This is a genomic window from Halapricum desulfuricans, from assembly GCF_017094525.1.
Lineage (GTDB): Archaea > Halobacteriota > Halobacteria > Halobacteriales > Haloarculaceae > Halapricum > Halapricum desulfuricans.
Genome location: NZ_CP064788.1, coordinates 2,190,171 through 2,207,485, shown reverse-complemented (window position 1 = coordinate 2,207,485; position 17,315 = coordinate 2,190,171). Strand labels below are relative to the sequence as shown.

20 protein-coding genes and 1 tRNA gene are annotated in these 17,315 nt (G+C 69.3%); 14 read left to right on the top strand and 7 right to left on the bottom strand.

Features of this window, described 5'->3' with window-relative positions:
* Window positions 1-15: 15 nt before the first annotated feature.
* Window positions 16-585: a hypothetical protein gene (locus tag HSR122_RS11325; RefSeq protein ID WP_229109919.1), complete on the bottom strand. Its 570-nt coding sequence runs from the start codon at window positions 583-585 to the stop codon at window positions 16-18.
* 92 nt (window positions 586-677) lie between these two features.
* Between HSR122_RS11325 and HSR122_RS11320 the strand changes: the two genes are divergently transcribed.
* Window positions 678-875, top strand: coding sequence for a DUF7550 family protein (locus HSR122_RS11320; RefSeq protein WP_229109918.1), 198 nt, complete (start codon window positions 678-680; stop codon window positions 873-875).
* A 36-nt stretch (window positions 876-911) separates the two neighbouring features.
* Here the strand turns inward: HSR122_RS11320 and HSR122_RS11315 are convergent, their stop codons facing one another.
* On the bottom strand, window positions 912-1,304 hold the full coding sequence (locus tag HSR122_RS11315) for a helix-turn-helix domain-containing protein (protein WP_229109917.1): 393 nt from the start codon (window positions 1,302-1,304) through the stop codon (window positions 912-914).
* Between the two features lie 403 nt (window positions 1,305-1,707).
* On the opposite strand from HSR122_RS11315, the gene trxA reads away from it, so the two are divergent.
* Together trxA and HSR122_RS11305 are read left to right on the top strand one after the other, a co-directional pair.
* A complete protein-coding gene (gene trxA / locus HSR122_RS11310; RefSeq protein ID WP_229109916.1) occupies window positions 1,708-2,112 on the top strand; it encodes a thioredoxin in 405 nt (134 codons plus the stop codon).
* 80 nt (window positions 2,113-2,192) lie between these two features.
* The gene (locus HSR122_RS11305; RefSeq protein ID WP_229109915.1) at window positions 2,193-2,630 is read left to right on the top strand and encodes a MaoC family dehydratase; all 438 of its coding nucleotides are present in this window, start codon (window positions 2,193-2,195) and stop codon (window positions 2,628-2,630) included.
* A 56-nt stretch (window positions 2,631-2,686) separates the two neighbouring features.
* On the opposite strand, the gene HSR122_RS11300 is transcribed toward HSR122_RS11305, so the two are convergent.
* Together HSR122_RS11300 and btuC are read right to left on the bottom strand one after the other, a co-directional pair.
* Window positions 2,687-3,943, bottom strand: coding sequence for an ATP-binding cassette domain-containing protein (locus HSR122_RS11300; protein WP_229109914.1), 1,257 nt, complete (start codon window positions 3,941-3,943; stop codon window positions 2,687-2,689).
* Window positions 3,940-5,040, bottom strand: coding sequence for a vitamin B12 ABC transporter permease BtuC (gene btuC / locus HSR122_RS11295; RefSeq protein ID WP_229109913.1), 1,101 nt, complete (start codon window positions 5,038-5,040; stop codon window positions 3,940-3,942). Before btuC ends, HSR122_RS11300 begins: the two co-directional genes overlap by 4 nt.
* Window positions 5,041-5,101: 61 nt before the next feature.
* Between btuC and HSR122_RS11290 the strand changes: the two genes are divergently transcribed.
* From HSR122_RS11290 to HSR122_RS11240, 11 genes are all read left to right on the top strand, one after another.
* A complete protein-coding gene (locus tag HSR122_RS11290; RefSeq protein ID WP_229109912.1) occupies window positions 5,102-6,274 on the top strand; it encodes a PGF-CTERM-anchored ABC transporter substrate-binding protein in 1,173 nt (390 codons plus the stop codon).
* Window positions 6,275-6,279: 5 nt separating this feature from the next.
* On the top strand, window positions 6,280-6,903 hold the full coding sequence (locus HSR122_RS11285) for an HAD family hydrolase (RefSeq protein WP_229109911.1): 624 nt from the start codon (window positions 6,280-6,282) through the stop codon (window positions 6,901-6,903).
* Window positions 6,900-7,826 (top strand): adenosylcobinamide-phosphate synthase CbiB, encoded by a 927-nt coding sequence (gene cbiB, locus HSR122_RS11280; protein ID WP_229109910.1) that lies wholly within the window; start codon window positions 6,900-6,902, stop codon window positions 7,824-7,826. The genes HSR122_RS11285 and cbiB overlap by 4 nt, the downstream gene beginning before the upstream one ends.
* The gene (gene cobS, locus HSR122_RS11275; protein ID WP_229109909.1) at window positions 7,817-8,575 is read left to right on the top strand and encodes an adenosylcobinamide-GDP ribazoletransferase; all 759 of its coding nucleotides are present in this window, start codon (window positions 7,817-7,819) and stop codon (window positions 8,573-8,575) included. The genes cbiB and cobS overlap by 10 nt, the downstream gene beginning before the upstream one ends.
* Complete coding sequence (locus HSR122_RS11270) at window positions 8,575-9,105, top strand: NTP transferase domain-containing protein (protein WP_229112207.1); 531 nt, start codon at window positions 8,575-8,577, stop codon at window positions 9,103-9,105. The genes cobS and HSR122_RS11270 overlap by 1 nt, the downstream gene beginning before the upstream one ends.
* A gap of 49 nt (window positions 9,106-9,154) precedes the next feature.
* The gene (gene cobT / locus HSR122_RS11265) at window positions 9,155-10,150 is read left to right on the top strand and encodes a nicotinate mononucleotide-dependent phosphoribosyltransferase CobT (RefSeq protein ID WP_229109908.1); all 996 of its coding nucleotides are present in this window, start codon (window positions 9,155-9,157) and stop codon (window positions 10,148-10,150) included.
* Complete coding sequence (locus HSR122_RS11260; protein ID WP_229109907.1) at window positions 10,147-11,157, top strand: aminotransferase class I/II-fold pyridoxal phosphate-dependent enzyme; 1,011 nt, start codon at window positions 10,147-10,149, stop codon at window positions 11,155-11,157. Before cobT ends, HSR122_RS11260 begins: the two co-directional genes overlap by 4 nt.
* Window positions 11,150-11,866, top strand: a complete 717-nt coding sequence (locus HSR122_RS11255) for an adenosylcobinamide amidohydrolase (protein WP_229109906.1) — start codon at window positions 11,150-11,152, stop codon at window positions 11,864-11,866. Before HSR122_RS11260 ends, HSR122_RS11255 begins: the two co-directional genes overlap by 8 nt.
* Complete coding sequence (locus tag HSR122_RS11250; RefSeq protein ID WP_229109905.1) at window positions 11,863-12,579, top strand: cob(I)yrinic acid a,c-diamide adenosyltransferase; 717 nt, start codon at window positions 11,863-11,865, stop codon at window positions 12,577-12,579. The genes HSR122_RS11255 and HSR122_RS11250 overlap by 4 nt, the downstream gene beginning before the upstream one ends.
* A 21-nt stretch (window positions 12,580-12,600) precedes the next feature.
* On the top strand, window positions 12,601-14,097 hold the full coding sequence (locus tag HSR122_RS11245; protein ID WP_229109904.1) for a cobyric acid synthase: 1,497 nt from the start codon (window positions 12,601-12,603) through the stop codon (window positions 14,095-14,097).
* A gap of 224 nt (window positions 14,098-14,321) precedes the next feature.
* Window positions 14,322-14,405: transfer RNA gene (locus tag HSR122_RS11240), tRNA-Leu, on the top strand.
* A 148-nt stretch (window positions 14,406-14,553) separates the two neighbouring features.
* Here the strand turns inward: HSR122_RS11240 and moaC are convergent.
* From moaC to HSR122_RS11225, 3 genes are all read right to left on the bottom strand, one after another.
* Window positions 14,554-15,048, bottom strand: coding sequence for a cyclic pyranopterin monophosphate synthase MoaC (moaC, locus tag HSR122_RS11235; protein WP_229109903.1), 495 nt, complete (start codon window positions 15,046-15,048; stop codon window positions 14,554-14,556).
* Complete coding sequence (locus tag HSR122_RS11230; protein WP_229109902.1) at window positions 15,041-16,495, bottom strand: NAD(P)H-hydrate dehydratase; 1,455 nt, start codon at window positions 16,493-16,495, stop codon at window positions 15,041-15,043. Before HSR122_RS11230 ends, moaC begins: the two co-directional genes overlap by 8 nt.
* Window positions 16,496-16,565: 70 nt before the next feature.
* Window positions 16,566-16,844, bottom strand: coding sequence for an acylphosphatase (locus tag HSR122_RS11225; protein WP_229109901.1), 279 nt, complete (start codon window positions 16,842-16,844; stop codon window positions 16,566-16,568).
* Window positions 16,845-17,315 lie beyond the last annotated feature (471 nt).

The following is a 17,315-nucleotide window of genomic DNA, read 5'->3' as shown; positions in this document are numbered from 1 at the left end:
CGCTCGGCCGGCCGATCAGCGGTGCAACCACGCTGCGAGGAGGCCGCCGACTGCGCCGGCGACGGCGGGAACGAGCGCGCTCGCAAGCGCGATCGGGAGAAGTTGGTCCAGAAAGACCGTCATCGGTCCGAGATCGACGAGCATCTCGAAGACGAACGCGCCGAGCACGACCGCGGGCGCGTATCCGACCGTGACGGTCGCGCCACGGACGGCGCCGTCGATCGTCTCGCTCTCGAACCTCGCCGCGAGCCACCAGCCAGTGGCCGCGAGCACGCTCGCGACGGTCGCGACGTACACGACCTCCGGGAGGGTATCGTAGCGCTGTAGCACCACCCGGAGCCATACCGGCGCATCGTAGGCCCCTGGATGCGCCCCGTAGAAGGTACCGCCGAGTACTACGAGCGTGCCGTCAAGGCCGTCCGGTCGCAGGTAGAGGCGAAACCCGGCTGTGCTACGTGCGATTTCGAACAGCCGGACGAGCGCCGTGAGGGCGAACGCGAGCGCGCCGGCTCCGACCCCGGCCAGAAATCCGTGACGCAGGGAGTCACCCGGGTGCGAGGTGGCCGCCAGCCGGTCTCTCCACATACATATAGAGAGGACGACCGTCCCAGAAGAGCCCATCGGTGTGCGCGTGGTCGTCCGACATCTAGAAGACGCTCGCGGTCGAACGCCGGGACATGGACGAGGAGACGACCCACGACGACGAACGAGCGAAAGCGTACGACCCCGAGAACGTCTCGCTACCGGCACGGGCTCCGCCGCTGCGGAGCACCGCCCCCCAGAGCGAGTTCACAAACCGACAGATCGCGATCGGTGCGGCCGTACTCGCGGTCGGACTCGTCGTGACGTTCGGGCTTCCGATAGCGCTGGCGTGACGGACGGGGTGCCCGCCGGGACACCGGCGTCCGTTTTCACTGCTCGACGGGCGTTGAGTCGCGGTACTGTTCGCGGAACTCGCTGATGAGTTGCCCCATCTTGGCGTACCAGTCGTTGAGTACCCGCTGCATATCGTCCGCGATCTGGTCCGGATCGGTCGGGTGATAGACGTGGTAGTACCCGCCCTGATCGTAGTTCACCTGCTCTTTCTGGATGAATCCCGACGAGAGGAGCCGCTGGACCGATCGGTAGGCCGTCGAGCGCTCGCGCTCGACTTCCTCGGCGATCTCGTCGACCGTCATCGGATCGTCGGCGTCGGACAGCGTCCGAAACACCTCCTTGTCGAGCTCTTTGAGCCCGTGAATGCATTCGAGAAGCCCCTCACAGTGCATGTCCTGCGAGAGGTACTCCGTCATCGGCTGTGACATTGGTGCTAGACTATTGGCAGAGCCTGCGTAAAAGCCTTGTGAGTAATGTACACTACCGCTAAACCTGACGTATACGTCCGCTCGGGCGGGAAATAGCGATCCAAATCGAGGACCGTGGACCGTTCCGATGTACGAACGCGAACGGAGACGCGTCTGTACGTCCCCGGATCGAAACGCCGTGACAGACCGATCCGGCGGACCGTCGAGAGTGAACCGCGAACACGCGTCGAAATCCGGATCGTGCGAGACTGATATTGTGCGCGTAGCGAACCGCTATCCGCCTGTTTCCGCGCTACAGGCATCCGTGCTGGCGTCCGAGGTCTGTCCAGCCTATTCTCCCCAGATAATATTGTATGATAAGGTCAAAACTATTAAGAAGGGTGACCGACTACGGGACGATACAATGAGTGAAGCAGACGACCTCGAAGAAATCAAGCAACAGAAGATGCAGGAGTTGCAGTCCGACGATTCGGCCGGTGCGGAGACGCCGGACGAGCCAATCCACGTCGAGAGTTCCGACCACTATCAGGAGATTCTCGGGGACTACGACGTCGTGCTCGTGGACTTCTACGCGGACTGGTGTGGTCCATGCCAGATGCTCGAGCCGATCACCGAAGACATCGCCGAAGAGACCGACGCCGCCGTCGCCAAGGTCGACGTCGACGCCCACCAGCAGCTCGCGGCGCAGTACGGCGTCCGCGGCGTGCCGACCGTCGTGCTCGCGGTCGACGGCGAGACGGCCGAGCAGATGGTCGGGGTCCGCGACAAGTCCCACTACGTCTCCCAGATCGAGCAGCACCTCAACTAGGGCCGGTCGCGTCGGTCCGCTTTTCGAGGTGCTGGTTCCGGCACCGGTCGTTTTTTGCCCGAACTAGCCGTAGCGGCCGTATGCCGATCTATTTCGAAGACATCTCCGTTGGCGAGACGGAGACGTTCGGTTCGTACACGGTCTCCCGGGATGAGATCGTCGAGTTCGCCCGCCAGTACGACCCCCAGCCGTTTCACGTCGACGGCGAGGCCGCTGCCGAGTCGCCGTTCGGCGGGCTGGTCGCCAGCGGCTGGCACACCGCCGCGATGACGATGCGGGTGCTGGTCGACGGGTTCCTCGAACGGGCCGCCACGCGCGGCGCGCTCGGCGTCGACGAACTCCGATGGTACGACCCCGTCCGGCCGGGCGACACGCTGTCGGCCCGGACCGAAGTCGTCGCGACTGAACCCTGGAGCGACGCCTACGGGAAAGTCGACGTCCGCGTCGAGACCCATGTCGACGGTGAGGTCGTTTGCTCGATGGTCGGATTGATCCTGTTCGCGAGACGGGAACCGTAGACAGCGCTGGTGTCCCGGTCGATCGCTGGCCGTCCGTTCGATCGCCTTGACAGTCCTCAATCGTCGGCCGGCCGTTCGATCGTTCCGACAGCCGACTCGACCGCCGAGGGGAGCGCCTCCGGGTCGGCGGTCGTCGCCCGATGTCGGAGGGTTTCGTATCGCTCTCGCGCGCGCTCGCCCCCGTGCAGTCGGTCCGCGAGGGGCCGTTCCTCCAGCAGGACGACCGCCGGCGCACCGTCCGCGAGATCGAGCGCCCACTGGCGGGGGCCGACCTCGACGTCAGCGAGAACGACGACCGACGCGTCGGCGGTCAGTTCGTGTGCGGCCGCGACGGCGTCGGGATCGACCGGGCCTGCGGCGGGGGTCGTTGCCACTGGAACGTCGAGCGACGCCGCCGTCTCGAGCGCCAGATCGCCGCTCCGGAGGACGCCCGCGCTCGGTTCGTGGCCCGCCCGTTGCAGGCTCGCGATCGCCCGCGAGCCGACGCGCCCGCCGCCGACGACGTGCACGCGTCGACCGTCGTCGCCGGACCGGTCGGCCCCGGCGGTCACGGCCGGCGTTCCGGTGACTGGGTTCGTCGCGACCGCCGTGGTCGTCTCGAAAGCGGGATCCAACGCGTCCGACCGGAGCACCGACTCCGGCGGGCCGACCGCCCGTATCCGTCCGTTCGACAGCAGCGCGAGCCGGTCACAGAAGCGCGCGGCGAGTTCGAGGTCGTGGATCGCCGCCAGGGCCGCCCGGCCGTCGCCGACGAGGTCGCTCACGAGCCGGAGGATCTCGACCTGATGGTTGACGTCGAGGCTCGCGGTCGGTTCGTCCAGCGCCAGCAGCGGCGTGTCCTGAGCCAGCGCGCGGGCGACGAACACGCGCTGGCGCTCGCCGCCGGAGAGTTCGTCGATCGGGCGGTCCCGCAGATCGGCGGTGTTCGTCAGTTCCAGGGCGTCCTCGACCCGGCGGCGGTCGCGCTCGGAGGTGCCGAACTGGGTGCGCCGCCGGTGTGGAGCGCGCCCCATCTCGACGACGGCTTCGACGTCGAAGGCGAAGGAGACGCCGGTGTCCTGGGGGACGGTTGCGACCCGCCGACTCCAGGCTTTCGTCGAGCGATCGGTCAGTCGATCACCGTCGACGCGGACGGTTCCGTCGTCGGGTGCGCGGACGCCGTTGATCGCCCGCAGCAGCGTCGTCTTGCCGGCGCCGTTCGGGCCGACGAGGCCGACGAACTCCCCGCGCCCGACCGAGAGCGAGACCGAGTCGAGCACGCGAGCGTCACCGAACGCGACCGAGACGTCCGAGATTTCGAGCAGATCGCTCACAGCTCGTGCACCTCCCGGCGACGAAGCAGGAACAGGAAGAACGGCGCGCCGAGCGCGGCGGTGACGATCCCGACTGGCAGCTCCTGGGGGTTCGCGCGGGCGAGCGTGTCGGTCACGACCAGAAAGACCGCCCCGGCGAGCGCGCTGGTCGGCAACAGCACGCGGTGGTCCGGGCCGACGACCAGCCGCATCATGTGTGGGACGATCAGCCCGACGAAGCCGATGACGCCGGCGACGGCGACCGCGGCGGCCGTCAGTAGACTTGACAGCGCCAGCAGCAGGCGCTTGGTCCACTCGACGGGGATACCCAGCGTCCGCGCGTCCGCCTCGCCGAGCATGAGGACGTTGAGGTCGCGCGCGAACGGAACCAGCGCACCGAACAGGACGACAGTCGCCGGCAGCGTCGTGGCGACCTCGTCCCAGCCGACGCCGTGGAGGTTGCCCATCAGCCAGTAGACGGCCTCCTCGAGGCTCTCGCCGCTCTGGAGCAGCAGAAACGAGACGACGGCGCCGAGAAACGTCTGGACGGCCACGCCGGCGAGCAACAGCGTCGCGACCGGCGTCCGACCGTCTTCGGTCGCGAGCAGATAGACGACGAAGGCCGTCACGACCGCGCCGACAAAGGCCGCCGTCTGGAGCCCGAACGGGAGCAGCGCCGGGAGCGCGATGGTCGCGACCGCACCGACGGCCGCGCCGGTCGAGACGCCGATGATCGACGGGTCGGCCATCGGGTTCCGGAAGAAGCCCTGCATGACCGCTCCGGCGGTGCCGAGCGAGAAGCCCACGACCGCCCCGAGGACGATCCGCGGCAGGCGCACCTGCCGGACGATGAGTTCGCTCGTCTCGGGCACGCCGAACGCGAAGGGGTAGGCGTACCGGACGTCGATCCCCGGCCACGGTACCGACAGGCCGGCGAGCGACGCCGTCTCGGTCGAAAGCGAGACGCCGGCCGGGACGCCGACGGCGTTCAGCGTCGCCTTCGCGACGACCGGCAGGCTCAGCTCGACCGGCCCGATCGTCGCACTCGTGAGTACGACCGCGACCAGCGCCGCGAGCAGCCCGCTCGACCAGAGCGTGGTTCGACGTCTGACTCGCATCTACCCCAAGTCGATTTGCATTAGGTAAATATTTATTGGACTGTCCGCAACGGGGGAGGTGATGGCACGATTACGACTTGCAGTCGTCGCGGTAATGCTGCTGGTGGTCGTCTCGACCGGCGGGGTCGCGGCGAGCGCACCGGCACAGACAGTTGCACCGACGGAACGACAGGGCCTTCAGAACGACACGGCGTCACTCGGTCCCGGGCAGTCGGCCGCGCTACAGAGCGAAAACTGTTCGTTCCCGGTCGAGGTGACAGACGCGACCGGGGAGCCGGTCACGATCGAGGAGGAACCTGACCGCGTGGTCGCGCTCGGCGCGAGCGTCGCCCAGACGATGTGGGCGATCGACGCCGAAGAGACGGTCGTCGGACTCCCGACCGGGTACACGACGGCGTACCTGAACGGCTCCCAGAATCGGACGAACGTCCTCGGTGCGAATCAGAACGCGATCGTCGAGAACATCGTCGACCTCGAGCCCGACGTGGTGCTCGCGGCGAACATCATCGACGAGGACGACATAGAGACGCTTCGCGATAACGGGTTTACCGTCGTCCACTTCGAAGGAGCGAGTTCGATCTCGGACGTGACCGAAAAGACCCGCCTGACTGGACAGCTCGTCGGCGCCTGTGAGGGGGCCGCCACAGTCGCCGACGCGATGAACGCGACAGTCGAGGAAGTGCGTGCGAGCGCGACCGACGGCGAGAACCCGACCGTCTACTACGCGATGGGCGGCGGCTGGACGGCCGGCCCGGACACGTTCATCGGCGACGTGATCGCGACGGCGGGCGGCGACAACGTCGCGGCCGCGGCAGACATCCGGACGTACGGTGAGATCAGCGAGGAGGTGATCGCCGCAGAGAATCCTGACTGGATCGTCGTGCCGGAGGGACGGGAACTCCCCAAGAGCCCCGCGATCAACGCCACGACTGCCGTCCGGAACGACCAGATCGTCAGGGTGAACGCGAACTTCATCAGCCAGCCCGGGCCGCGGGTGACCGAGCCGTTGCAGGAGCTCTCGGCGGCGTTCAACCCGGACGGTGCGAGCGAGACACAGACGGTCACGGAGACCGAACGAGACGCTGTCACGACTGAATCCGACGGCGGGGCGACCGACGCACCCACAACGGAAGCGCCGACAACCGACTCCGGAAGCGGGTTCGGACCCGGCTTCGGCCCCGTCGCGGCACTGCTCGCGCTGGTCGCCTCGGGACTGCTCGCGCGGCGTCGCTGAGACACGTGCACGCCTCCCAGCCAATCTCGTTCGACTGCTTCGGAACGTTGCTGTCGGTCGAACGGCCCGACGATCCGGCCGCTGCCGTCTCCGACGCGCTCGATCGGCGAGGGGTCGACATTCCGGACGATTGGGCGCGCGTCTACGCGGAGCCGCACCGGCAGGTCGAGCCCGGTCGGGAGGGCTCGCTGGTCGCACACGTCGTCGCCGCGCTCCGGAGTCGCGGACGCGACCCGGCGACGCCGACCGTCCGGGCGGCCGTGCTGGCGGCGTTCGAGTCGCCGGTCCGGACACGCGATGGTGCTGTCGCGGCCGTCGATGCGGCCGCGAGCGTCGGCCCGGTCGGCGTCTGCTCGAACTGCAGCGTCCCCGGACTGGTCGAACGGTCGCTGGAACGATCCACACTGGACGACGAGCACTTCGACGCTGTCGTCACGAGCGTCGACTGCGGCTGGCGCAAGCCCGACCGCCGGGCGTTCGAGGCCGTCGCCGACGCGCTCGACACGACTCCGACCGATCTGCTGCACGTCGGCGACGATCCCGAAACCGACGGGGCCGCGCCCGAGGCGACCCTCCTCTCGGAGCGGTCGCTTCCGGAACTGGCCGCTCGCTGGAGGGACCAGCAGTGAGCGAAGCCGCCGTGCTGGCGATCGCGCTCGCGGGCGGACTCGACGTCCTCGTCGGCGAACCGCCGAACCGACTCCACCCGGTCGCGTATCTCGGCCGGCTCGTCGGCCCAGTCGATCGAGCGTGGTCCCGTCCCCGGCTCGTCGGGGCGCTCGCAGCCGCCGTGATCCCCGTACTCGCGGGGTCGCTGGCCTGGCTGGTCGTCGCGGGTGCGCTCCGTGCCGGCTGGCTCGCGGGTGCGCTCGCGGCCGGGCTCGTCCTCTTCTCGACGACGAGTCTCCGCGCGCTGGTCGAGACCGCGCGCGAGGTCGTCGAGGTCGCGGACGCCGATCCCGACCGGGCACGCGAGCGGATCCCGGCGCTCGTCGGTCGCGATCCCGAGACGCTCTCACCGGGGGAACTCCGGAGCGGCGCGGTCGAGAGCGCCGCCGAGAACCTCGCCGACGGGCTGCTCGCGCCGCTGCTGGCCTTCGTCGTCGCCACACGGTTCGCGACGGCGTTCGGAGCGACGCCCGCGCTCGCGTTCGGGGCCGCGGCGGCCGCGTGGGTCAAGGGCGTCAACACGCTGGATTCGATGCTCGGCTACCGGTCGAAGCCGGTCGGCTGGGCGAGCGCGCGCCTGGATGACCTCGTGATGGCTGTCCCCGCCCGCGTGGCCGCCGTGGCGATCGCGATCGCCGCACGCCGGCCCGGCGCAGTCCCGGACGCGCGGTCGTGGGCCCGCGAGCCGCCGTCGCCGAACTCGGGGTGGCCGATGGCGACGCTCGCGGTCGCGCTCGGGGTCCGGCTGACCAAGCCCGGCGTCTACGACCTCAATCCGGGCGCGCCGGTTCCGGACCGCGAGACCGGAGCGCGCGCGGTCCGGACCGTCGCCGGCGCGGGCGTCCTGTCGATGCTCGCTGGCGGGGTGATGGCGTGGCCGTAGACGCCGTTCGCGGGGCGGTCGGCTTCCTCACGCGACTGCCCGTCGGGCAGGACGACGACGCCTGGGACGCCTTCCGTCGGGGGCCTGCGTCGTTCCCGATCGCCGGGTACGTGATCGGGGCGCTCGCGGCGATACCGCTCGTCGCGCTCGCGCCGCCCGCGACGGCCGCGGCCGCGTTCCTGGGGTGGGTGTATCTGCTCACCGGGGTCGCCCACGCCGACGGCCTGACGGACCTGGGCGACGCGCTGGCGGTCCACGGCGACGCCGTCAGACGGCGCGAGGTCATGCGGGACACGACGATCGGCGTCGGCGGCGCGCTGGCGCTGTCGGTCGTGACGGTCGGACTGGCGCTCGCGGCGTTCGGACTGGCCGAGGCGGGCCGCGGGAGCGACCGGGCCGCGGTCGCGTCGATCGTCGTCGCGAGCGAGGTCGGCGCGAAGGGAGCGGTCGCAGTCCTGGTCTGCCTGGGCGAGGCGACCCACGAGGGACTCGGCTCCGCTCTCACCGAACACGCCGGGTCGGCGTCGCTGCTCCCGGTGGCCGGAGCGGTCGTCCCGACCGTCGCGCTCGCCGTAGTGACGCCCGCGGCCCCGGTCGCGACGGTTGGCGCGCTCGTGACGGGCGGGGCGGTCCTGTGGCTCGCCCGCTCGACGGTCGAAGGCGTCAGCGGCGACGTCTTCGGCGCGACGAACGAACTCGCGCGCCTCGTCGCGCTCCATTCGGGGGTGATCGCGTGGACGCACTGGTGATGTGCGGCGGTCGCGGGACCCGCCTCGACGCGCCCGTCGAGAAGCCGCTCTACGAGATCGGCGGCCGACCGATGATCGATCGCGTCCTCGAGGCGCTCGCCGAACCGGCGGAGACGACCCACGCCGTCGTCTCGCCGCACGCGCCCGAGACGGCCGCTTACGTGGACGTCCCGACGATCGAAACCGCCGGTGAGGGCTACGTCGCCGATCTGGAGACGGCGCTGTCGGCCGTCGAGCAGCCGGTACTGACGGTCGCCGCCGACCTGCCGCTTTTGATCGACTCGGTCGTCTCGGCCGTACTCGACGCCCACGAGCGCGGGTCGCTGTCGGTGTCCGTCCCGGCGGGCCTGAAGCGGGACCTCGGCGTCAGCGTCGACACGACCGTCGAGACCGCGGACGGGGACCTCGCGCCGACGGGACTCAACGTCGTCGGCGAGGGGCCCGAACGGCGGCTCGTTCTGGAGGACGAACGGCTGGCGGTCAACGTCAATCGACCCGCCGACGCGAGAATCGCGGAGGAACGACTGTGAACGTACGATCGAACGACACGTGGAGACAGAACGCGGAGGTATCGCGATGATGGGACTGGTCGTCGGAACGACCGAGACGGCGACGATCGAGGGACTCAGCGCCGCCGGGGCCGATCCGGAGGCGATGTGGCACACGCCCGCCGCCGACGCGGAACTGCTCGCCTACGGCGACGTGCTGGAAGCGCCGGCCGTCCCGGTCAGCCCGAGCGGGTGCCCGACGCCGGCGCTGATTACCCGTGCCGTCCGCGAACTGACCGGGTTCGACCTCGTCGCGATCGACGCCGGCCTCGGCGTTGAGACGGCCGCGCCGACGGTCGCTCTCGGGAGCGAACCGGGCAGGGACATCCGCAAACCCACGGCGGTCCCCGAGGCGGCCTCGCTGTGGGAGCGCGGACGGCGCTACGGCCGACGGCTTCCGGTCGAGCAACTCACCCTCGCCGAGAGCGTCCCCGGCGGCACGACGACGGCGCTCGCGGTCGGCGACGCGCTGGGGATCGACCTGTCGGTCTCCTCGTCGCTGCCGGAGAACCCGGTCGATCGCAAGCGGCGGGTCGTGACTGCAGCGCTCGCGACGAGCGGCTACTCGCCGGGCGAGCTCGAGGGCCGGCCCCGCGAGGCGCTCGCGGCGGTCGGCGACCCCGTGCTGGCCGTCCTCGCCGGCGTCGCGGCCGGCGCGCTGGAGAGCGGGACTGCCCTGCTGCTGGCCGGCGGCACCCAGCAACTCGCCGTCGCCGGCCTGCTCCGGGCAGACGGTATCGACCGCCCGATCTCGGTCGCGACGACGCCCTTCGTCGTCGACGACCCGTCCGCCGACGTCCGCGAGGCGGCCGAGCGGCTGGGGGTCGACCTCGTCGTGACCGACCCCGGGTTCGAGGAAGCGTCCGGCCCCGTCTTCGAGCGCTATCTCGCGGGCGAAGCCAAGGAAGGGGCCGGGATGGGCGGCGCGCTCGCGGCGGCGACCCGAGAGAACGTCTCGATGTCGAGCGTTCGCGATCGGATCACGACGCTGTACGAGAGGCTGAATGGAGCAACGACACACGCATGAACGACGAACGAGCACGCGGCGTCGGACCGGTCGCCCACGGGTCCAGCGACGACCCCGAACTGCTGGATTTCAGCGCGAACACCAACCCGCGGACACCACCCGGCGTCGCCGACGTCTACGAGGACGCACTGGATCGGGCGGGGTCGTACCCGCCCGAGCCACCGAACGAGTACCGCGAGACTGCGGCCGAGTACGTCGATGTCACGCCCGAGTCGGTCGTGCCGACGCCGGGCGGGCTGGCCGCGATCCGGCTGGCGATCGCACTCGCGGTCGATCCGGGCGACAGCGCGCTCGTCCCGGCACCGAGTTTCGGGGAATACGCTCGCGAGATACGGCTGCAGGGCGGAACGCCGTCGTTCGTCTCACCGGAGGCGATTGTCGAGGCCGACCCGGCCGACCACGCGCTCGCGGTCGTCTGCAACCCGAACAACCCAACGGGCGAGGCGATCGCGCAGGACGACCTCCGCACGTTCGCCCGCCGCTGTCGCGAGAGCGACACCACGCTACTGATCGACGAGGCCTTCCTCGGCTACACCGACCGCCCGTCGATGGCCGGCACCGAGGGCGTCGTCGTCGCCCGGTCGCTGACGAAACTGTTCGGGCTGCCGGGGATCCGGGCCGGGTTTGCCGTCGCGACCGGCCCGTTCGGCGAGGCGATGCGAAACGCCCGGCGACCGTGGAACCTCGGCGCGCCGGCGCTCGCCGTCGGGAGCCACTGCATGCGCCAGGGGGCGTTCGTCGAGGCGACGCGGGAGCGGGTCGCCCGGGAGCGCGAGCGCATGCGCGAGGCGCTTGCGACACGCTTCGACGTGCACGAGTCGGAGGGGCCGTTCCTGCTGCTCGAGGTGGGTGATCGGCCGGTCGGTCGGTTCGTCGCGGCCGTTCGCGAGCGAGCCGTCGCGATCAGGGACGCCACCACGTTCCGGGGGCTCGACTCGCACGTCCGGGTCGCGGTCCGCGAACCCGAGGCGAACGACCGGCTGCTGGAGGTGCTAACGGATGTTTGAGACCACGGTCCGCGACGGCGTCTTGCGGGTGGGCCGACCCGAGACGCGCTGGCTCTCGACCGGCTGGGACGGGGGTCACTCGCGCGGCGATGCGGCGTACAACGTGACCGTCCCCAGCGGCTGGGAGCGGACGGACCTCGACCGCTACGTGACGGACCGACTGGAGGCGGCCGGTTTCGAGCCAGAGGCGCCCGTGCTGTTGACCGGCGTCTCTCAGGAACATGCCAGGGTCGCTCGCACCGGGTCGGTCGCCGTGATCGCCACGGTCGGCCTCTCGAACCCGGCGACGCTGCCGCCCGACCCCGAGGGCGAGTCTGTCGGCGGAACTCGGGAAGACGACGCGGCCACACACGAGCGCCCGCCGGGAACGTGCAATCTCTTCGCCGGGACGACTCGCGATCTCGACCCCGGGGCGCTGGCGAACCTGCTGACCGTCGCGGCCGAGGCGAAGACGGCGACGCTGCTGTCCTCGGTCGGGTTCACCGGTACGACCAGCGACGCGGTCGTCGCGGCCTGCGATCCAGCAGGCGAGCCGGCCGCCTTCTCCGGCAGTGCGACGCCGGTCGGTGACGCCGTCCGCGCCTGCGTTCGCGACGCCATCACGGCCAGCCTCCGGTCGCGCTATACCGACGAGCGGCCGCCGGCGAGCGTCGCTGAAGCAGAGCACGGGATCGCTACGACCACGACAGCGGAGGTTTTCGAGCTATGACAGACGAGACTGATCGACGATCGGGAGCACAGCCACGACAGACAGAAAAGCGCGCGGCGACGCCGGGCCGCGGCGTCAGGCCCACGGCGGAGCCGATCGAACCGGCCGCGCCGGAGGCGTTCGGCCTCGTGCAGGCCTGGTACGGCGACGGCAAGGGCAAGACCACGGCCGCGCTCGGGATGGCCCTCAGGGCGGCCGGCCACGGCTATCGCGTCCACGTCCTGCAGTTCATGAAAGGCGGGGCCGACAGCGTCGAGGCCACTCGTGGCGAGTACAATGCCATCGCGCAGATGCCGGGCCTGAGCTACGAGAACAGCGGCCACTACGGCTGGCACGGGCTGCTCGACGGCTCCAGCGACGGCGAACACGCCGCGACGGCCGAGGCGGCCTTCGATCGGACGCGCCAGCTCGTCGAGGCCGCGGGCGAAGCGGACCTGTCCGGTCCGCTGGAACTGGACGGCGAGCCCGAGGCTGGCGTCCACATGCTCGTGCTTGACGAGGTGCTGTACGCGGCCAATCGTGGTCTCGTCGATCCCGGGGACCTGCAGGCGCTGATCAAGGACCGGCCAGACGACCTCGAACTCGTGTTGACCGGCGGGCACGAACGGCCCGCGTACCTGGAAGGGTACGTCGATCTGCTGAGCCACGTCAGCGCCGATCGCCACCCCTTCGAGGCGGACGGCCAGCGCGCCCGGAAGGGGACGGAGTACTGATGGGGAGACGATGACCCTGGAATGACGACGACGCTTTTGATCGCCGGGACGGCCAGCCACGTCGGCAAGAGCACCGTCGTCGCCGGACTCTGCCGTCGGCTCGCGGAGAGCGGTATCGATGTCGTCCCCTTCAAGGCCCAGACGATGAGCAACAACGCCCACGCTGCAGTGTCCGTCGGCAGCGACACGTCTTACGGTGAGATCGGCGTCGCCCAGTACGTCCAGGCCCGCGCGGCCGGCGTCGTCCCGACGACAGATCACAACCCCGTCCTGCTCAAACCCCGGGGCGACGCCGAGAGTCAGGTGCTGATCGACGGCCGCCCGGTCGGGCACGTCCCGGCCGGGGAGTACTACGAGCGCCACTGGGGGCGCGCCCGCGAGGCGGCCGTCGCGGCCTACGAGCGACTGGCGGCCGACAACGAGCTGATCGTCGCGGAGGGTGCTGGTTCGATCGCGGAGCTCAACCTCCGGCACCGGGACCTGGCGAACGTCGAGACCGCGCGCTTCGCCGACGCCGAGATCCTGCTCGTGGGCGACATCGAGCGCGGCGGCGTCTTCGCGAGCCTCTACGGGACGCTCGAGTTGATGCCCGAGGACGTCCGCGACCGGGTCGCCGGGCTGGTCATCAACAAGTTCCGCGGCGATCGGTCCCTGTTGACCGACGGGCTCGACGAACTCGAAGCGCGAACGGGCGTGCCCGTGCTGGGCGTGCTCCCCCACGAGGACCCGGGACTGCCCGAGGAGGACAGCCTCTCGTTGCCGGACAACACGGCGTCGACAGTGCGCGGTGGGAACGACGGCGTGGCAGAGTCGCGGGCGGTCACAATCGCCGCGGTGCGACTGCCGCGGCTCTCGAACGCGACCGACCTCGATCCGCTTTCCCGTGTTCCGGGCGTTCGAGTGGCGATCCGGCCCCCGGACGCGACGCTTTCCGACGCCGACGCGGTCGTCCTTCCGGGGACCAAAAACACCGCCGACGACCTGCTCGCGCTCCGGGAGGCCGGCTTCGGCGAGCGCCTGCGGGCGTTCGACGGCCCGATCGTCGGCATCTGCGGCGGATACCAACTGCTCGGCCGGACACTGCTCGGCGCGAGCCGCGAAAGCACCGGCGAGCGCGACAGTCTCGACGGGTTCGGGCTGGTTCCCGTGGTGACGCGGTTCGACGACGAGAAGACCATCCGGCAGGTCTCCCGGACAGTCGCGGGGGCCGGGCCGATCGACGGTGCGAGCGGGACCGCGCGTGGCTACGAGATCCACGCCGGCGAGACGCGCGTCGCGCGATCGCTTCCGGCACCGATCGGCCCGAACAGCGTCGCGACCGACCGGGTGCTCGGCACGTATCTCCACGGCCTGTTTCACACCGCGTCCGTCAGGGAGGCGTTTGTCGACGCAGTTTTCGAGCACGCCGGTCGAGAACGGCCGGGCGGCGACGGACGGTCGGTGTCACCGTTCGACCGCGCGGCCGAACTCGCCGGGGAAATCGATCTGACGCAGGCAATCGATCGAACGGGTTGCTAGCAGCCAGGCCAGTCTACCCATGCTCGGCAACGTCACCGGCCGGAGACACTCGGAAGAACGAGGTTTCCCGTGGGGAATTTGCCGGACAGGGCCGATACGTCGGGTAGATGGTGTCTTCCATCTGGTAAGATTTAAACCAGCCAAGAGCCAACAGGGAACTGCCGAATCAGACAACGGAAATCGGGCGCGTTATTGGCTGTGAACGGTAATCGCGCCGGCGACGTGCGAGGGTAGCCAAGCCTGGAAACGGCGGCGGACTCAAGATCCGCTCCCGTAGGGGTCCAAGGGTTCAAATCCCTTCCCTCGCATCGATGTGAGGCGCGACACGCGCCGAACGAGATGCACGCTCGCACTGTTGGCCACTACGGCCCCTCGCAAAACAGTGCGCGGAAGTCCGCACGGAGCGGTCTTCCCTCGCAAACGTTCTTCGGTGAGACGTTTCGAGTAGTCTCAACACTACCGAGTCTGTTTTTCCTTCGCGATGACGCGCACGTCGTCGATCGCGGTGTCGGGGTACTGGCCGGCCCCGTCTTTCTCGGCGGCTTTGACCATGTCCCAGACGACGTTCAGCCCGGTCGTGACGCCCTCCAGCGCTTCCATCTCGCAGCCGGTCTTGCCGGTCGTTTCGACGGTGACGGTCAGCGTCACCTCGGTCTCGTCGAGTTCGAAGTCCGTCTCGACGTTCGTGATCGGGATCTGATGGCACATCGGGATCGTCTCCCAGGTGTGTTTGACGGCCTGAATCGCGCCCACCCGAGCGGTCGCAAGCACGTCACCCTTCTCGAGTTCGTTCGACCGGATCGCGGCGACCGTCGACGCCTGCAGGTGGATCGTCCCGCGGGCGACCGCCCGGCGCTCGCTGTCGGGCTTGTCACCGACGTCGACCATCTGTGCCTCGCCCGACTCGTCGGTATGTGTCAACTCCCCGCCCTGCTCGTCCGTGTCACCCATCTTCGTCCCTCCATATCACCGACGGAATCGACCCGAGCAGGTCGGTCGCCACGAGACCGTAGCCCTGTCGTTCGACGACGCGATCGCCCGCTGCGCCGGTGACGTACGCGCCGATCGCGGCCGCGGCCATCGGCTCCTGTGTCGCCGTGAGCGCGCCTACCGTGCCCGCCAGCACGTCGCCGGTCCCGCCGACGGTCATCCCGGGATTGCCGGTTCGGTTGACCCGGGTCCGTTCGCCGTCCGAGAGCACGTCGTACGGGCCTTTGACCAGCAGCGTCTGTCCGAGCTCGGCCGCGAACGACTCGACCAGTTCGGCGCGCTCGCGCCAGTCGTCGGCCGTCTCGCCGCCCATCGCTTCGAGTTCCCCCTGATGGGGCGTGCAGACGAGCGTCGCGTCGGTCTCGACGCCGGGGACGACCCCCAGCGCGTCGGCGTCGACGACCGCGAAGCCGTCGTACCGCTCTAGGAACTCCCGGACGGCAACGAGCGTGTTCTCGGCCGCGCCGAGACCGGGCCCCAGGACGACGCTGTCGTGTTCTCCCGCGAGTGATAGCACTCGTTCGACCGAGTCGGGAGTGAACCGATCGCCGTCGAACGGTCTGACGATCAGGTTCTCGCTGTAACTCTGTATCTCGTCGGCGACCGAGCGGGGACAGGCGACCCGGACGAGGTCGGCACCGGCCCGCAGCGCCGCCTGTGCGGCAAGCGCCGGCGCGCCGGTGTAGGGGCCGCCCCCGATCACCAGCACCTCGCCGAAGTCCCCCTTGTGACTGTCGGCCGGCCGGGAGAGTCGGAGCAGATCGCCGCGTTCGACGAACCGTTCTGCCGCCTGCGGGACCCCGATGTCCGCGACCGTGACGGGTGCTTCGAGGGCGTCCAGTCCGGGCTTTGGTTTGTGGAACGTGACGACGTGGTCGGGTTCGACGGCGTTGTCGGCGAGCGCGCCCGTTTCCCCGTCGAGTCCCGAGGGGACGTCGACCGAGAGGACCGGCGTCTCGCTGTCGTTCAGGCGCTTTGCCGCCGTGGCGACGGGTTCGCGGAGCCGACCGCTGATGCCCGTCCCGAGCATCGCGTCGACGAACAGGTCCGGATCGTCGAACGCGATCGCCGAGGAGTCGCGCCACGCCGCGACGTCGAGTGCCGCGCGCTCGAGCGCCGCCCAGTTCTCGCGAGCGATGTCGGTCCCGATCGTCTCCGCGTGACCGAGCAACCGGACGCGAACGTCGTAGTCGTCGAGAAACCGGGCCGCGGCGAACGCGTCGCCGCCGTTGTTGCCGCGTCCGGCGACGACCGTGACCGAACTGCCGGGTTCGACGATCGAACGGACGGTACGGGCGACGGCGTTGCCCGCCGATTCCATCAGTTGCTTCGGTGGGACCCCCAGTGCGGCGCTGTTGGCGTCGATCACAGCCATCTGTGATCCCGTGATCGTTTCTCCGAGACTCATACTCTCGCCTTCGCCCGGACGACGCAAAAGCCTCCGGGGATCCGCGTCGGCGACTGCCCGCTCTCGTCGATCAGTATCTGATCTCGAAGCCGTCCAGTCCCCGCGGCTGTTCGTACTCGACCCCGACGTCTTCGACGCGGGCCTGCGGACTCCCCTCGTGGCAGAACTCGATCATCGACTCGACGTCAGCCTCGGCCCCTTCGAAGACGGCTTCGACGCGACCGTCGTCGAGGTTCTTCACCCATCCGTCGACGTCCCGCTGGCGAGCGGTATCGCGGGTGGTCGCACGGAAGAACACGCCCTGGACGCGACCCGTGACGAACACGTGTGCGCGAGTGCGTTCGCTCATGTCTTCACGTCGAACGTCCAGACACAAAACGTTCAGCGGTCGGTTGTAAGTCTGTTCCAGATCGATCGCATCCGTTATGCGATCGTACCGGTAAATCGTTACAACCGACCGTATCAGCGGTCGGAATCGTCGATTCCCCTACGGCCGTCACTCCGGGCTGTCGACAGCCCGCATATGCGGCAAGGCGAACGCGTCGAACGGAGGGGCTCGCCCACTGGCCTCGCGCTCTCTGTCTGTCGATACTGTTGTCGGGGACACGCCGTCAGGGACCTCGTTTCGGTCTTCGTGGGCACGTAACTGATCGGTCACAGGCATATCTGTCTCCACGATTTCCACCGTGAAAAACTCCTTGTATTCGAACCTCCCAATTCAGAATTAGTTCATGGATGCACCGTTCTATAATGTTTTTCCACCCGGATAGAGGGTGTACGGAATGGCCTTAAACACTTACTATGAGAACTTATACCTCCC

What these genes read in the sequence shown, in the direction of transcription:
- HSR122_RS11325 (WP_229109919.1), bottom strand. Translation starts at nt 585, where the DNA reads ATGTGGAGAGACCGGCTGGCGGCCACCTCGCACCCGGGTGACTCCCTG.
- HSR122_RS11320 (WP_229109918.1), top strand. Translation starts at nt 678, where the DNA reads ATGGACGAGGAGACGACCCACGACGACGAACGAGCGAAAGCGTACGAC.
- HSR122_RS11315 (WP_229109917.1), bottom strand. Translation starts at nt 1,304, where the DNA reads ATGTCACAGCCGATGACGGAGTACCTCTCGCAGGACATGCACTGTGAG.
- trxA (WP_229109916.1), top strand. Translation starts at nt 1,708, where the DNA reads ATGAGTGAAGCAGACGACCTCGAAGAAATCAAGCAACAGAAGATGCAG.
- HSR122_RS11305 (WP_229109915.1), top strand. Translation starts at nt 2,193, where the DNA reads ATGCCGATCTATTTCGAAGACATCTCCGTTGGCGAGACGGAGACGTTC.
- btuC (WP_229109913.1), bottom strand. Translation starts at nt 5,040, where the DNA reads ATGCGAGTCAGACGTCGAACCACGCTCTGGTCGAGCGGGCTGCTCGCG.
- HSR122_RS11290 (WP_229109912.1), top strand. Translation starts at nt 5,102, where the DNA reads ATGGCACGATTACGACTTGCAGTCGTCGCGGTAATGCTGCTGGTGGTC.
- HSR122_RS11270 (WP_229112207.1), top strand. Translation starts at nt 8,575, where the DNA reads ATGTGCGGCGGTCGCGGGACCCGCCTCGACGCGCCCGTCGAGAAGCCG.
- cobT (WP_229109908.1), top strand. Translation starts at nt 9,155, where the DNA reads ATGGGACTGGTCGTCGGAACGACCGAGACGGCGACGATCGAGGGACTC.
- HSR122_RS11260 (WP_229109907.1), top strand. Translation starts at nt 10,147, where the DNA reads ATGAACGACGAACGAGCACGCGGCGTCGGACCGGTCGCCCACGGGTCC.
- HSR122_RS11255 (WP_229109906.1), top strand. Translation starts at nt 11,150, where the DNA reads ATGTTTGAGACCACGGTCCGCGACGGCGTCTTGCGGGTGGGCCGACCC.
- HSR122_RS11250 (WP_229109905.1), top strand. Translation starts at nt 11,863, where the DNA reads ATGACAGACGAGACTGATCGACGATCGGGAGCACAGCCACGACAGACA.
- HSR122_RS11245 (WP_229109904.1), top strand. Translation starts at nt 12,601, where the DNA reads ATGACGACGACGCTTTTGATCGCCGGGACGGCCAGCCACGTCGGCAAG.
- moaC (WP_229109903.1), bottom strand. Translation starts at nt 15,048, where the DNA reads ATGGGTGACACGGACGAGCAGGGCGGGGAGTTGACACATACCGACGAG.
- HSR122_RS11230 (WP_229109902.1), bottom strand. Translation starts at nt 16,495, where the DNA reads ATGAGTCTCGGAGAAACGATCACGGGATCACAGATGGCTGTGATCGAC.
- HSR122_RS11225 (WP_229109901.1), bottom strand. Translation starts at nt 16,844, where the DNA reads ATGAGCGAACGCACTCGCGCACACGTGTTCGTCACGGGTCGCGTCCAG.